Below are 14,594 nucleotides of genomic sequence, written 5' to 3' on the forward strand. Positions count from 1 at the left end.
GGGGCACGACGGCCAAGAGTGTCCAGAACCAGACGACAAATTACGCGTTGTCCACTGCGCGATCCCTTAAAACCATGTGAATTTGTAGATTCGACGTCTGTTTGTGCAATATCTGCACATGACATCGGTCAATTTGGCATCACTTCGAAAGGTTGTCTGCCAGTTCGACCAGGTGAGCAAAATTTATCCAATCCGCACGTGATCTTAGCTCTTCGCATGGCGTCCCTTGAGCACGTGATATGGGACCAGTTCTCGGCGTTGGAACGCCTTCTGCGCAGCGCATGGGTAAACATCTTCTGTCAGGAAAAACCAAATGAAACTTTGGCACAGCGCGTGCAATTCTGAGGGCACATCGCGCACCGACGCGCAGCAACACCAACACCACAGGCCCTCTCCATGTTTGATTGTTCGAATAGGACACAACAACACGCGCTCGTAAATCAACCCGCTCGCTCGGATCGTCAGTTAACGATTCGTGGATCGGTTCTTGGTTTGACTTTGCTCTTGGCGGTCGCCTGCCAAGTGAGCGCGGAAGAAACGATGGCACCCAACCGCTCCGCTGCCGAGGCGTCGACCGACCCGATCTTTCAAGCAATGGTCGCCAAAGCGAAGGCAACTTCTGCGAAGCCCTACGAATCTTCGCATGAGCTTCCCGACGATCTCAAAAGTCTGAATTACGATACCTACCGTTTGATCGCGTTCGAGCACGAACGTTCGATCTGGAAGAAAGAAGCTCTGCCGTTTTGGTTTGAGTTGTTTCACCGAGGTTACATCTTCCGCGACGAAGTCCAGGTTTCGCTTTTGCCGGAAGAACCTTCCTCGGCCGAACAGGCTCAGCGGATGGACTTTGATAAGTCGCTATTTCAATACCGCGGCGAAATTGCCGGGCTCGATCCTCCGAAAGATCTCGGCTACTCCGGAATCAAGATCATCGGCAAGTTTCCTGAATCGGAACATCCGCTGGAAATCGCTTCGTTCTTAGGGGCAAGCTATTTCCGAGCGATCTCGCCGGGCCAGTTCTACGGAACCAGCGCTCGCGGATTGGCGGTCGATATCGGACTGGCGAAGACGGAAGAGTTTCCGGTCTTTCGCGAGTTCTGGATCGAACAGCCAAGCATGGATGCCAAGCAGCTCAAACTGTGGGCATTGCTGGACAGTCCTAGTGTCAGCGGTGCGTACGCTTTGGTAATCCATCCGAACGAGACGATGACCATCGACGTGAAAGCCAAGTTGTTCTTTCGCCAGGTGCCTGAAAAAGTCGGGTTCGCGCCGCTGACCAGCATGTTCATGTGGGGCATGGGCAAGAAGGGACCTGAAGGGGATCCTCGTCCCCGCGTTCACGATGCGGACAGTTTGCTCATTCAGAAAGGCGACAACGATTGGATTCGCCGTTCGCTCAATCGCCTCGATTTTCCTTCGCTCAGTAACTACGACGCGAAGGAACTTCATGGCTTCGGTCTGATGCAAGCCGAGCGTGCTCCGGAACGTTATAACGATAACGAAGCGAAATACGATCTTCGTCCCAGCGTGTGGATCACGCCCAAGACACCTTGGAAGGATGGCGCCGTCCAGTTGTTGGAACTGCCATCGGAGCATGAGGGCATTGATAACATCGGTGCCTATTGGATGCCAAAACAACCAGTGGAAGTCGGCCAGCCGATCGACCTGGAATATGAAATTGCTTTTCTTAACCAGGCACCCAAGCAGCATTCGCTTGCGAAAGTGTCTGATTTCCGAGTGGATCGCTCGGATAAATCTTCTCTCCGTCTTACCGTCGTGTTTAAGGGCGACGCCATTTCCAAACTCTCTCCGGAACGCCAGTTGCAATCAACCATTGATGTGCAACGCGGCAAAGCAGAAAACGTCGAAGTGCGACGTACTGCGGAAAACACCGTAGAGGTGTCGTGCAACTTGATTCCAGATTCACCGTACGCAATGGAGATGGAAGTCTTCCTCACCGACGAGGACGAACTCTTCTCTGAATCGTGGAGATACCTATGTCCCATTTAAGTTCAACCACTGACATTAGCGCTGTATTCGACTCGTTCAGCGCTGATGGTCTCGCGACTGTATTTCCGAATGCAGGCCGACTGGACAACATTCCCGAGTCCGACATTCGTGCTGCGAAACTCGTGGTTGCGGATTACCTGCGCGACCTCGGGCTGACCGATACCGATTTCATCGCCGCGGAAAGCAAACGAATCGTCAACGAAGCCCTCGAGCAGATGGCGACCGATCCGAAAGCGAGCGGTAAACGTCTGCGGAAAGCGGCCATTCGTTTGACAGTGAAAAAGCTGGCCAAATGGGTGCATGCAATCGAAGTCGAAAACGACGCCAGCGATCAACCAATTCCTAGTGGCGTGATCGGAGCGCACTTGCCGGAACTGCTTAGTCAGCATCCGGAAGGTTTGCTCGGTGAAGATCTGCCGGAAACGGTTGTCGCCACCGCAAAGAGCAAGCGTAAGCCAGTTGTTCCGGAAGCGAAGCCGAAAGAGATGACCAAGCAAGAGTTGCCGCTGCTTCCTCGCTGGGGACATCAAGTGGCCGAAATGTTTGGCTTCGAGCTGGAACGTAAGCCAAGCCACGGCCCTGCATCCAACGCCAGCGAAAAGAACGATTGCTCGTTCTTCAACTGCTTTAACGTGACGCGTGGGCTGTTGGCATTCCTGACGGTCCTGACGACCGGAACGGCCGCCGCGGTCTATTGGGAAACGGTCGCAGGCACCGGCTTCTTCCAATATCCGTTGGTCGGTTTGTTTGTCGTGCTGTTCTTCTGGATCGCGTTCAGCTTCTGGACGGCGACGATGGGATTGGCTTCGATCTTGTTTTCGCACAAGAAGAAACAGACGATCAGCCCGGACGATCCTGGTTATCTGGATGGCTTGCCGAAGAGTGCCATCTTGATGCCGATCTACAACGAAGATACGACCAGCGTGATGGCGAACGTTAAAGCGGTCGCCGAGTCGCTGCACTCGTTGGGTGCTGCCGAGAAGTTCGACGTGTTCGTGCTTTCCGACACCACTAACCCAGACATCTGGCTGGAAGAAGAGCGTGCTTGGGCCAAGCTGGTGATCGACCTGCCGGAACAGTGCCAGGTCTTCTATCGCCATCGCCCAAAGAACATCAGCCGCAAAGCAGGCAACATTGCCGACTTCTGCCAACGCTGGGGTGACCATTATCCTTATATGACGGTGCTCGATGCCGACAGCGTCATGGCAGGCGAAACGCTCGTCGAGATGGTTCGCCGCATGACGAACGATCCGAAGATCGGCATCCTGCAAGTCCCGCCGACTCCGGTCAATCGTCAGTCGTTCTTCGCCCGAACGCAGCAGTTCGCTGCCCAGATTTACGGCCGCGTCTTCCTCGAAGGGTTCGCGCTTTGGTCGGAATGCGATGGCAACTACTGGGGCCACAATGCGATCATTCGCATCAAGCCTTTCATGGAACATTGCGATCTGCCGGTTTTGCCAGGCAACGGTCCACTCGGCGGCGAAATCCTCAGCCACGACTTCGTTGAAGCGGCTTTGATGCGTCGCGCTGGCTGGAAGATTTGCCTCGCACATGATCTCCAAGGAAGTTACGAAGAATGTCCCACGACCATGTTGGACTACGCTCAGCGTGACCAACGTTGGTGCCAAGGGAACATGCAGCACATGGGTTTGCTGTTGGCCGATGGGTTCCATCCCGCCAGCCGACTCCACTTGAGCATGGGTGTGATGAGCTACCTCGCTTCGCCGCTCTGGCTTGTCTTCCTGACGCTTTCGCTGGTGGCCGCCTTCGTGACCGGAGGAGCCGAAGGAAGTGCGATCCTGGGTGCGCTTGCTGGTGGCTTGTTCGCCGCGACGATGGGCATGCTGCTGCTGCCGAAAGCTTATGGTTTGATCGCGTTGTACTTGCGTCCACGCGACTGCGATACGGCACAAGTTCGCGAACGTGCCTGGTTAAGCGTCCTGCTGGAAACCGGCATCGCTATCTTGATCGCTCCGATCATGATGCTGCTGCACAGCCAGTTCGTTTTGGCCACCCTGCGTGGTAAGAAGGTGAAGTGGAACGCTCAACAGCGTGACGACACCGGTGTGACGCTGAACGATGCCATTATGATGCATTGGGCGCACACGTTGATCGGTTTGACTGCCACGTTGACGCTTTACGCCACCGCCCCGGCCTTCCTCTTCTGGCTGTCGCCGGTATTGGTCGGCTTGGTCTTCTCGATTCCGCTTTCGATGCTGCTTGGTAGCCTCGATATCGGTCAGAAGCTGAAAGCGAAAAGCTTGCTCATGATTGGCGAAGAAGTCGAACGTCCGGAAGTGCTCGTCGCTCAGCAAAAAGCGATGGCTCAAGCCTTCCGCGAAAAGCACTCGGCCAGCAAAGCCGATCCATTCCAGTTGGTTCTGGAAGATCCTGCTTACCTGGTGCTGCACTTGGGCATCCTTCGCACAGCCGATCGCGAGATTCCGATCTTCCGCGATCAGCTGATGGAAATTCAAGCGATGGTCAAAAAGGAAGGGCTGCATTCGCTTCCACCGAACATTCGCTTCCAGGTTCAAAACAATCGCTATGCGATGGAACAGCTGCACATTCAGTTGCGGTCCCAACGCATGCCGAAGTCGGCGTTGGCATATCGCTAAGCCTGACTGACAAGTCAACCATCTCAGGTGTCATGCCCGTGTTCTGCACGGGCATGCATCTTTTCTTGGGGACGTTTCTCGCATTACGTAGCCGCAAAATTTGGTTGCAGAAGCCCAGTCGGCTGCTTAGAACTGTGAACACGCAATCGACCTCTCGCCGTTATCTGGATTCTTCCCATGAACGCGTCCCCACCTTTTGACCTGCAAACCGCCCATCGACACTTTGCGGCCGAGGCTTTCAACACGGCGTGGGACTTGATCGACAGCAAGGATCGAACGGCCGAGCAAGAACTCGAGATGTTGGCTCGTGCGTTTGCTTCGCTATGGCATTGGAAGCATCGCGATGACTTAACCAATCAATCTCGCTCGGTCGGCTACTGGCAGATCTCGCGCGCGTTCGCACTTTTGAGTGAAGGGAGCATGGCAATGCGTTGTGGGCAATTGGCATTGAAGTATGCCCGAGGGACTCTGCCGTTCTATGAAGCGTACGCCTACGAAGCGTTAGCCAGAGCAGCCGTTATTTCTGGTGACTCGGCCGCCGCCAAAAAGTACTTAGCCGCAGCTCGGACGTTGGTCGAGCGCGTCGAGGAAGCATCGTCACGCGAGATGTTACTTGCCGACTTACAGTCGATTCATGGCTGACTCTCGCCTGAGCGATTGAGACTCGTCGTTTTGCGTATCTTTTCCTCGACTTGCTTGAGCAGGCAACGTCATCCGGGTTAGCATAGGATCGTCCTACCTGATTCACCTCTGGTGAAACCCTGAAACGGAGGTCCCTTCAGCCGAGGGGAAACCGTGAAATGGAGGGGCTCCCCACCCCGCGACAAGCCGCTCTTTTGATGAAGAAATCGTTTAGTCCAACGCGGATGGCCGACGGCACCCTGTTTTCGCTCGATGGTCTTAGATAGTCTTGGTCTACAAAGTTTCTGCAAAATCTCCAATGTGCAAAAGGCAAATCAGCGCGATGAAGTACTCGTTGGCGTTACAAAGTTGGGTTTGTTTCTCGGTTATTTTTCTCGGAGCGGTAAGTGCCCAGGAAAAGCCAGCCGCAGAAAAGCCGGTCAGTGAAACTCCCAATCTGGTGCACGACCGTCACATGCACCATCACAATCACCACCACGAAACCGAGCAGCCCAGCGCAAAGCGGTTTTTCACCACGCGTAACAGCGAAGTGATTTTGCCGCTGCCGACCGAGAAAGACGCATTCGTCTTCGCCGTTTTCGGTGACCGAACCGGCGGTCCGAAAGAAGGCGTCAACGTCCTTGCCGACGCCGTTCGCGACGTGAACTTGATCGAACCTGACTTGGTGATGACGGTCGGCGATTTGATCAATGGCTATAACGGCACCGAAGCCTGGCTCGGGCAGATGCGCGAGTTCAAAGCCATCATGAAAGAGCTGCTGTGCCCTTGGTTCCCCGTCGCAGGCAATCACGACGTCTATTGGCGTCCACTCGACGATCCGCAAATGCCTGTTGGCCAGCATGACGAACATTACGAAATGCACTTCGGTCCGCTCTGGTATTCATTCCAGCACAAGAATTGCAACTTCATCGTGCTGTACTCTGACGAAGGCAATCCAGAAACCGGCGAGAAAAACTTCAGCAAGCCGGAGTCGCAAAAGATCAGCGAAGAGCAACTGAAGTTCCTCACCGAATCGCTCGAACGAGGCAAAGACTGCGATCACCAGTTCATCTTCCTGCACCACCCGCGATGGCTCGGCCGTGGCTATGGAAACGACTGGAAAGAACGCGTGCACCCACTGTTGAAGAAGACCGGCAACGTAACCGCTGTTTTCGCAGGCCATATCCACTACATGCGTTACGATCCGGAAGATGGCATCGAATACGTCACTCTGGCAACCGTCGGCGGTGGGCAATCGAGCAAAGTTCCGGAAGCAGGTTATTTGCATCAGTACCACCTGGTCACCGTTCGTCCGAAGCAAGTCGCCATGGCCGCGTTCCCTGTTGGTGAAGCGATGGACGTTCGCGAGATCACTGCGGAACTGCAAGGGCAGGTCATCGCGCTCGCAAAACAAAAGCCGGAAGTCACCACCACGCTGGAAGAAGTGGAAGACGGCGTCTTCAAGGGCAAGCTGACCACGGTCATCAAGAACCCTTCCGATCGACCGATCGACTTCACGCTGACACCAACTAGCCGCGATTCCCGCTGGAGTCTGGCCCCGAATCATACGCACGGGCATGTCGCTCCTGGCGAGTCGCAGAAGATCAGCTTCAACATTCGTTACCTCGGCAAGATGCACGACGAGTCGTACCAAGACATCGAATTGGTTCTCGCCCAAGACTATCTTGCTCGCACAACGCGATACGCAATTCCTGAATCGCGGACGAAAGTCGAGTTCAAGCCTGCCGAAGAAGCGAAGAAATAACGCTTCTGTTGAAAGCCAACCCAAGACCGGGCAACCCCTTCCTGGATGCCCGGTCCCTTTGGCCTGTTCGAGGTGGTATCTTAGGCGGCAACTTGCACCGACGTGCGAGCATTACTCTGTCCTTGCCAAGGTCCCCTCATGGCTGCAAATCCTGTCGAGGCGTTTCTCTTTTCCATCTGCGCTGTGCCGATCTATCTTCTGGTCGGCTCGATGATCGGGGCGTGCTTTCTGCAAGTTTCCGTTCGCCTGCACAACAAGCTAGCCGACCAAATGCGCTACGACGGATTAATCCAAGTTCCGTCGATCGGAATCGCCATGGGGATCATGCTCTTGATCAATCTCGTACTGATCAGCATGGCAGTCTTTATCGAAATTGGGATTCGACTTTACAAAGTTAACCTGAGCTTGCCTGGCGAAATCGGCTTCCGAGGTGGTCTGGTCTTTTTGAACCTCTTCATCATGATGCTGATGCTCGCGTTCTTCCTCCGCGCACCAATCACCAGAGCTTTCTGGATAACGTGCCTCCAGACAGCCCTCACGCTCCTAGTCATCGCCCCAATCGCAGGCACACTGGCCTATATCTTTATGGCTGGCTAGAACTGCCTAGGCCGCCTTCGAGACCTGACCAGCAGCACTCGGTTTGGCAAACATTAGCGAAACGCCCAGGTGGCCGCCATGGTTGGTGAACTCGGTATGAACTTGGTCGATTCCAATCGATTGCAGTAGAAAGAAAACCTGGTTCAAGTGGTAGGCATTCATTTCCATCTCTGGCTGAACCGGCTTGCCGAGCATTGCCTTTAAGTGACGGCGAACCGGCGAGTTCAACCAGACGCGTCGCCAAATTTCTCGTGCTGAAGGTCGAGGTGACGGCAACCCTTGATATTCCGCATATTGCGAACGCGAATAGGTAAGCTGGATTGCTCCTATTCCCCCAGGCCGAATTCGTTCGACCAATTGTTGGAATAACGAAAGCCCTTGCTGGGGTCGAATGTGTTGAAACACGATGAAGGAATGCACAAAATCGAACTGCTCGTCAGTCGGCAGCGTGGTTCCATCGATGGCCAACCACTGAATGTTGTGCGTGCCTAGACGCTGAGCGTTGACTTCCGCTTCTCGCAGCATCCCTTCGGAAACGTCGATTCCGGTAACTTCAGCCGCACGATCCGCGAACGCCAAAGCCAAGCGACCAACGCCGCAACCATAGTCGAGAATTTTCTGTGGCTGAAAATCGCGTCCCAGGAAACGGCTTGCTTCCTGCAAGATGTAGTCGACTCGTTCGCGACCACTGGCAAAGAACTCGTCCTTCTCGGCATCGCCTAGGTTCTTGCCACGATACTTTTCGTCAGTCAGGACGCCATAGTAGGGATCGACATCACCCCATTGCTTCCATGCCTGATCAGTTCTGGCTACCTGAGCCATGACGAGCTTCCTTCCTGGACAACACCATCGGACAAGGCCCACCAGCCAACGAGCTAGCACAGCCTCCCCAAATTAAAGCCGCCGAAGTGTATCGAACCACCCTTCGAGGGACAAGCTTGAAAACAGAAGACAAAGAACGGGCACCTTGCAGCTCCACACTGATGAGAAAAAGCTCCAGACCATCAAGGCCCGTTACTCGACTGACTTTGATGAGCTTCGGTTGGGGGAAACTTTCTTTGATGTGGCCCCGAGAGCCAAGCCGCAGTAAGCCATTTCCAGAATTCTCACGCTGAGTGAGCATGGCGTTTCATCATCTTGCGCGTCGATCTCCCAAGTATGCAGGTAGTATGCGCGGAGCGTGCGCGAAGTTTGCGTGGCTCGGCAGAGGGGCTTTGAGATACGTTCTGCCGCGAGCGACAGGGCAGGGGACCGGAACAGGTCTCAAGCGATTGGGAGCGGCTGATTGGAAGTTGAGCGCATAAAAAAAAGCCTCTTAGAACTGCAACAGCTCTAAGAGGCTTCTAATATAAATAAGGTAGTGACTTGCTTGAGTGATTGGTGGATGTCCCACTTTAGGTCGTTGCGGTCGTGAAACCGACTTGACCAAAAGTTTTCCTTAGAAAGGAGGTGATCCAGCCGCAGGTTCCCCTACGGCTACCTTGTTACGACTTAGTCCCAATCGCGGAGTTCACGTTCGGCGCCTGCCTCCCGAAGGTTAGCTTAGCGACTTCGCGTGCACCCCACTTTCGTGGCTTGACGGGCGGTGTGTACAAGGCTCAGGAACATATTCACCGCGGTATGCTGACCCGCGATTACTAGCGATTCCGGCTTCATGCAGGCGAGTTGCAGCCTGCAATCCGAACTGAGCAACACTTTTTGGGATTTGCTAGATCTCACGATTTTGCTTCCCTTTGTATGTTGCATTGTAGGACGTGTGCAGCCCTAGTCATAAAGGCCATGAGGACTTGACGTCATCCCCACCTTCCTCCGGTTTAACACCGGCGGTCTCTCTAGAGTCCCCGACATTACTCGCTGGCAACTAGAGATAAGGGTTTCGCTCGTTAAGGGACTTAACCCGACATCTCACGACACGAGCTGACGACAGCCATGCAGCACCTGTGCAAAAGCTCTCCGAAGAGCACTCTCCCCTTTCAGGGAGATTCTTAAGCATGTCAAGACTAGGATAAGGTTCTTCGCGTAGCCTCGAATTAAGCCACATCCTCCACCGCTTGTGTGAGCCCCCGTCAATTCTTTTGAGTTTCAGCCTTGCGACCATACTCCCCAGGCGGAGTACTTAACACTTTCGCTACGACCGAGAAACTGTGGGAGGTCCCTCGATCCAGTACTCATCGTTTACAGCTAGGACTACCGGGGTATCTAATCCCGTTCGCTCCCCTAGCTTTCGTGCCTCAGCGTCAGAAGAGACCCAGTGAGCCGCCTTCGCCACCGGTGTTCCTGATGATATCAACGCATTTCACCGCTCCACCATCAGTTCCGCTCACCCCTATCTCCCTCAAGCCATGCAGTTTCAAACGCAGTTCCACGGTTGAGCCGTGGGATTTCACATCTGACTTGCATGGCCGCCTACGCACCCTTTAAGCCCAGTAATTCCGAATAACGTTCGGTCGGTTCGTCTTACCGCGGCTGCTGGCACGAACTTAGCCCGACCTTCCTCTGAGGTTTGGTCAAAATTTCCTTCCCTCTGACAGCGGTTTACAACCCGAAGGCCTTCATCCCGCACGCGGCATCGCTCGGTCAGACTTGCGTCCATTGCCGAAGATTCTCGACTGCAGCCACCCGTAGGTGTCTGGGCAGTGTCTCAGTCCCAGTGAGACGGGCCACGCTCTCACGCCCGCTAACCATCGTCGCCTTGGTAAGCCATTACCTTACCAACTAGCTAATAGTGAGCAGACCCATCTCCAGGCGCCGGAGCTTTGATCCGTAGATGTTATTGGGCATTACCGCCAGTTTCCCGACGCTATTCCCAGCCTGGAGGTAGGTATCTACCTGTTACTCTCCCTTTCGCCGCTGTCCCCTCGAAAGCAAGCTTTCTTGGTTCTCGCTCGACTTGCATGCCTAATCCATGCCGCCAACGTTCATTCTGAGCCAGGATCAAACCCTTCAATTAAATATTTGCTTAACTAGTCCACCGAGGTGAACCAGCGTATGAGCAAGTTAGCAATCGAAAATGTTTGAACTAGCTACTAGTTTTAAAAAAAATTGAACTAGCTTGAGTTCAAAAGTTGATCGTTCTCTTCAGCTGCAAGCAGCCTCCAAAAACACATCCAACCTTCGCTCTCAAACAGAGGTCACTACCAAATTGTCAAAGATCATTTTGGTGTTCTCACACCATCAAAAGCGTTTTGCTTTTGTCCCTGCGAGCAATGTTGCCCAACTGGGAAGAGACAAATAGTACCAGAAACGACTGGGGTGTCAACGGGCCGCGCTCGTTTGACGAAGGAAATTCAAAAACAGTGCGTTTTACTCGGGAAAACATAGGGTAATAATCTTCTGGAATTCTCCGAAGTTGAACCAAAAGCGTACTCGTTGCAACGAAAACTTGGCCGTCGAGACGCGAAATCGGAGCCTGTTTGGGATGCGAAAGCGATCCATTTCCAGCAACTCGCGCCGTAATCCGTTTCTGCTCGATGTAACGGTTAGACCGATCACGTGAGAAAAGGACGATCGGTTTCTACTCGAATGGGTGGGGATCAGTTCTACCGTAAGCTTTATTTGAAGTAACGGAGGCCAGATTAACGCGTCGTGCGTACCGACAGATAAGGGGGAAAGTCGTTCATGCAAAAGGCAATCGTAGTTGTAGTGGCGCTGATTTGCTTCGCTGCTCCTGTACTTCTGACACTCGCAAGTTATTCTTCCGGCGACTTTTCACCTACGGACGATGTGGCCCCGCGTGACTTGCCGGGCAAGGTGTTGTTCTTTACCGCTGGCTGGTGCCCAGCTTGTCGTCGTGCTGATCCCGCCTATCAAGAACTGCGAAATGCCGGCTATCCCATCCGCAAAGTGAATGTCGATTCAAATTCGTCATTGGCTCAGAAGTATGGAATTCGTTCGATTCCACAATTTGTCTACGTCGTGAATGGCGAAGAGAAACGTCGCGTAAGTGGTGCCGCTTCGGCCTCGCGCATTAAGCGACTCTATCGAGGCGGATGGTAATTTGGCCACCGCCATCGGAACGCGCTGCTTCTGCCGATTGGGCATGGAGTGCTTCTTCGGGCAAGACTTAAGTTAAGCTGCCAAGCAATCGCTTTGCGTAAAAAGATACGTGAAATGATTGTCATGCGTACATGCTGCCCCTATGCTGATTCTTCGGTGAATTACTTTCCTTGTGCTACCCATTGGGACGAATCTCTATGCGATTTTGCCTGTCAGTTTTGCTTGCTGTGTTTCTGCTAACCGGTTGTGGCTCTCCTCCAGAAACGCTGGTCCAAGATGGCTACGATGAAAAGGAAATGGATGCGGCGATCGCAAAAGCACAAGCAACCGTTGACGAGTTCATTGAAAAACTCGAGAGCCACGACGGCGAGAGTTTCGCGGTCAAAGCACCTATTGAAGATGGAAAAAAGGTCGAACATTTCTGGGTAACAGGAGTGAAGTTCGACAACGGTCAGTTTACAGGAACGATCGACAACGACCCTGGGATTGTCTCCAACGTCCAAGCGGGGCAAGAGTGGACAATCGCGAAAGGGGATATCTCTGACTGGATGTACATGCGAAATGGCAAGATCTACGGAAACTACACGATGCGTCCGCTTCTGAAGACATTGCCTCCAGAGGAAGCGGAAAAGATGAGATCGATGCTGGCCGAACCTTAATCGACTCTGGTACGGCCGTTTTCTCTCTTCTACTTCCCTCTTTTACTCGTCAGAGAAAATCATCATGAGCAATCAGGCATCCAATTCATCCCGATCGACCCGACGTAATTTCTTAGCCGCGGCTGCCGGAGCATCGTTGATTCCGCTAAGTCAGGCCTGCCAGGCACACGACGAAACGCCCGCCGACGATAACGGAGCACGAAAAACTTCGCCAATCGTTCTTTCGACCTATTCGTTGTGGCGATTTCGCAATGAAGAATTCCGCGATTTCCATAAGTGCATCGATATCGCCGATGAATATGGATTCGACGGGGTCGAACTGCTGCTTTATCAATTGGAACAAAACGAACTACTCAGCCATGCGAAGATGATGTCGTACAAACGACATGCATTGCGGCTTGGGTTGCCGCTTGTGGGACTCTCAACGCACCAAGGCTTTGTGACCCCAGATCGAGAGAAACGCCAGGAAAACATCGACCGAACGATTGGGCAGATCGAAATTGCCTACGAATTGGGGATTCCGGTCATGCGGGTCAACACCGGCCGCTGGGGAACCTCCGGAAGTTTCGACGAACTGATGGCCAACCGCGGCATAGAACCACCTTTGGAAGGCTACACCGATGAAGATGGTTATCCGTGGGTAATTGAAGCACTGGAAAAATGCTTGCCAACCGCAGAGAAGTGCGGTGTCGTGCTGGCGCTCGAGAATCACTGGGGCCTTGGATTGACGCCCGAGGGAATCTTGCGGATTGTCAATGCGGTCGATTCGCCATGGCTGCAGATCTGTACCGACACGGGGAACTTCCTTGAGGATCCCTATACCCGTTTGGAAAAGATCGCCCCTCAGACGGTCTTTGTGCAAGCGAAGACGTACTACGGTGGAGGACAGTGGTACACGCTTGATCTCGACTATCCACGCATTGGCGAGATTTTGCGAAAGCACAATTATCGTGGCTACGTTTCGCTCGAATTCGAGGGAATGGAAGACTATACCAAAGCATTGCCGGAAAGCCTGGCGTTGCTGCGTAAAGTCTTCAAGCGAGCCTAGGAGTCTTCCGACTGCCGCGTTGCGTTGCGATACTCGTTAGGCGTTTGTCCGACTTCGCGACGAAAGAAGTTCACGAAGTTGGCAGGCTCTGGAAAGCCACATAGCTCTGCCACCTTCGTAACGCTGTGATCCGAGTTCACCAACATCTTCTTAGCTTGCTGAACGCGGATGGCCCGGATCTTTTTGCCAGGCGTGATGCCGTATTCCTGTTGGAAGCGGCGATTGAGCGTGTTGCGTGAGACGCCCAATCTTCGAGCTAACTCGTCAACATTGATCCCCTGACATGCCTCGCGTTCGATCAGCCGATTGACCTGAGCGACGACGGCATCTTTGACCAACTCGAAGCGGAAAGTATCGCGTTCGATGAAATCGAGTCGAACGTGATGGACTTGTGGGAATTCAGCTTCCGGGGTCTCAAGTCGCTGGCGGACCATGTTAAACGCCTGTCGACCGATCATCTGCCCATGAATCTCGATCGATGAAATCGCCGGGGATGCCACCTGCGAAATCGAGAAGTTCCCAAAACCCATCACCGCGACATCTTGCGGGATGCGAAGTCCGAGATCCCGAGCAACACGACAAAGCAGCGCCGCGAGATAGTCGTCGTCGCAATAAATGGCCGACGGCTGCGGGAGTTTCTCCAAGAACTTGATGATTTCCTGTTCCCTGGCCGGCTTGAACATGCGCTGCCGTTCTTCGCTTGGCAGACCAGGCGCGATGAAGAACTGGGTCGTGATGTTGTTCTCGCCAAGCCGGCTGATCAATTGTTCCAGCCAAGCATTCTTAAACGGATCGTTACCCAGGTTATGCGAAACGATCGCCGCATGCTCTCTTCCGAGGGCGGTAAATTTCTCAATCAAATCGTTTTGTAACGCTTCCCAATCGAACGCTACGGAGGGAACCCCCTGGCGGATCCAGTTGCTGCCGCAGTTCACCACGGGAATGCCCATCGAGAGTAAACGCTTGGCCCACGGAGAACCGTTGTAGGCCCAGATAATCGCTCCGTCGAATTCGATTTCGTTGAAATCGTAGTCGAAATCGGGCTGGGAATCGTCGTATGGCCACTCAAGTAGCGTGATATGCGGATAGTCGGCCGCACTCATGACAGCGCCAGCGGTAATGCGAGCAGACTGCTCGTGCCCCCGCGGCAAGAACAAGGCAATCGTTTTCGTTACCAAGTTGGTGTGATCGATCATTCAAAGTTGCCTTGGATGGTGATGATCGCAACGTGCAACAAATTGAAAATCACAAAAAACGGAAATAGCAATGATGCGACTATC

Annotated in this window: 10 protein-coding genes and 1 rRNA gene; 8 read left to right on the forward strand and 3 right to left on the reverse strand. The window is 53.5% G+C overall.

The genetic code is table 11. The annotated features are described in order from the left end of the window. Positions 1 to 540 precede the first annotated feature (540 nt). The 5 genes from LA756_RS24330 (at position 541) to LA756_RS24350 (ending at position 7,611) form a co-directional block, all read left to right on the forward strand. Positions 541 to 2,010, forward strand: a complete 1,470-nt coding sequence (locus tag LA756_RS24330) for a glucan biosynthesis protein (RefSeq protein ID WP_224437322.1) — start codon at positions 541 to 543, stop codon at positions 2,008 to 2,010. Next, the gene (gene mdoH / locus LA756_RS24335; RefSeq protein WP_224437323.1) at positions 1,998 to 4,628 is read left to right on the forward strand and encodes a glucans biosynthesis glucosyltransferase MdoH; all 2,631 of its coding nucleotides are present in this window, start codon (positions 1,998 to 2,000) and stop codon (positions 4,626 to 4,628) included. Before LA756_RS24330 ends, mdoH begins: the two co-directional genes overlap by 13 nt. 177 nt (positions 4,629 to 4,805) lie before the next feature. Further along, positions 4,806 to 5,270, forward strand: a complete 465-nt coding sequence (locus LA756_RS24340; RefSeq protein WP_224437324.1) for a hypothetical protein — start codon at positions 4,806 to 4,808, stop codon at positions 5,268 to 5,270. A gap of 322 nt (positions 5,271 to 5,592) precedes the next feature. Beyond that, positions 5,593 to 7,014, forward strand: a complete 1,422-nt coding sequence (locus tag LA756_RS24345) for a metallophosphoesterase (protein ID WP_224437325.1) — start codon at positions 5,593 to 5,595, stop codon at positions 7,012 to 7,014. Between the two features lie 138 nt (positions 7,015 to 7,152). Then, the gene (locus LA756_RS24350; protein ID WP_224437326.1) at positions 7,153 to 7,611 is read left to right on the forward strand and encodes a hypothetical protein; all 459 of its coding nucleotides are present in this window, start codon (positions 7,153 to 7,155) and stop codon (positions 7,609 to 7,611) included. Between the two features lie 6 nt (positions 7,612 to 7,617). Here LA756_RS24350 and LA756_RS24355 read toward each other — a convergent pair whose 3' ends face one another. Both LA756_RS24355 and LA756_RS24360 read right to left on the reverse strand, forming a co-directional pair. Next, positions 7,618 to 8,433 (reverse strand): class I SAM-dependent methyltransferase, encoded by an 816-nt coding sequence (locus LA756_RS24355; RefSeq protein WP_224437327.1) that lies wholly within the window; start codon positions 8,431 to 8,433, stop codon positions 7,618 to 7,620. A gap of 620 nt (positions 8,434 to 9,053) precedes the next feature. After that, positions 9,054 to 10,561, reverse strand: a 16S ribosomal RNA gene (locus LA756_RS24360). 668 nt (positions 10,562 to 11,229) lie between these two features. Here LA756_RS24360 and LA756_RS24365 point away from each other — a divergent pair. The 3 genes from LA756_RS24365 (at position 11,230) to LA756_RS24375 (ending at position 13,314) form a co-directional block, all read left to right on the forward strand. Then, complete coding sequence (locus LA756_RS24365) at positions 11,230 to 11,607, forward strand: thioredoxin family protein (RefSeq protein WP_224437328.1); 378 nt, start codon at positions 11,230 to 11,232, stop codon at positions 11,605 to 11,607. Positions 11,608 to 11,804: 197 nt separating this feature from the next. Then, entirely contained in the window at positions 11,805 to 12,266 is a 462-nt protein-coding gene (locus tag LA756_RS24370) for a YegJ family protein (RefSeq protein WP_224437329.1), read from the forward strand. 64 nt (positions 12,267 to 12,330) lie between these two features. Then, positions 12,331 to 13,314: a sugar phosphate isomerase/epimerase gene (locus LA756_RS24375; protein ID WP_224437330.1), complete on the forward strand. Its 984-nt coding sequence runs from the start codon at positions 12,331 to 12,333 to the stop codon at positions 13,312 to 13,314. Here the strand turns inward: LA756_RS24375 and LA756_RS24380 are convergent. Continuing rightward, the gene (locus LA756_RS24380) at positions 13,311 to 14,510 is read right to left on the reverse strand and encodes a helix-turn-helix domain-containing protein (RefSeq protein ID WP_224437331.1); all 1,200 of its coding nucleotides are present in this window, start codon (positions 14,508 to 14,510) and stop codon (positions 13,311 to 13,313) included. The two genes, LA756_RS24375 and LA756_RS24380, sit on opposite strands and share 4 nt — an antisense overlap. Positions 14,511 to 14,594 lie beyond the last annotated feature (84 nt).

It is taken from the genome of Bremerella sp. TYQ1, from assembly GCF_020150455.1.
Taxonomy (GTDB): Bacteria; Planctomycetota; Planctomycetia; order Pirellulales; family Pirellulaceae; genus Bremerella; species Bremerella volcania_A.

Coding starts and splice junctions, on each gene's coding strand:
- LA756_RS24355 (WP_224437327.1), bottom strand. CDS start 8,433: ATGGCTCAGGTAGCCAGAACTGATCAGGCATGGAAGCAATGGGGTGAT.
- LA756_RS24380 (WP_224437331.1), bottom strand. CDS start 14,510: ATGATCGATCACACCAACTTGGTAACGAAAACGATTGCCTTGTTCTTG.
- mdoH (WP_224437323.1), top strand. CDS start 1,998: ATGTCCCATTTAAGTTCAACCACTGACATTAGCGCTGTATTCGACTCG.
- LA756_RS24365 (WP_224437328.1), top strand. CDS start 11,230: ATGCAAAAGGCAATCGTAGTTGTAGTGGCGCTGATTTGCTTCGCTGCT.
- LA756_RS24350 (WP_224437326.1), top strand. CDS start 7,153: ATGGCTGCAAATCCTGTCGAGGCGTTTCTCTTTTCCATCTGCGCTGTG.
- LA756_RS24330 (WP_224437322.1), top strand. CDS start 541: ATGGCACCCAACCGCTCCGCTGCCGAGGCGTCGACCGACCCGATCTTT.
- LA756_RS24345 (WP_224437325.1), top strand. CDS start 5,593: ATGAAGTACTCGTTGGCGTTACAAAGTTGGGTTTGTTTCTCGGTTATT.
- LA756_RS24375 (WP_224437330.1), top strand. CDS start 12,331: ATGAGCAATCAGGCATCCAATTCATCCCGATCGACCCGACGTAATTTC.
- LA756_RS24370 (WP_224437329.1), top strand. CDS start 11,805: ATGCGATTTTGCCTGTCAGTTTTGCTTGCTGTGTTTCTGCTAACCGGT.
- LA756_RS24340 (WP_224437324.1), top strand. CDS start 4,806: ATGAACGCGTCCCCACCTTTTGACCTGCAAACCGCCCATCGACACTTT.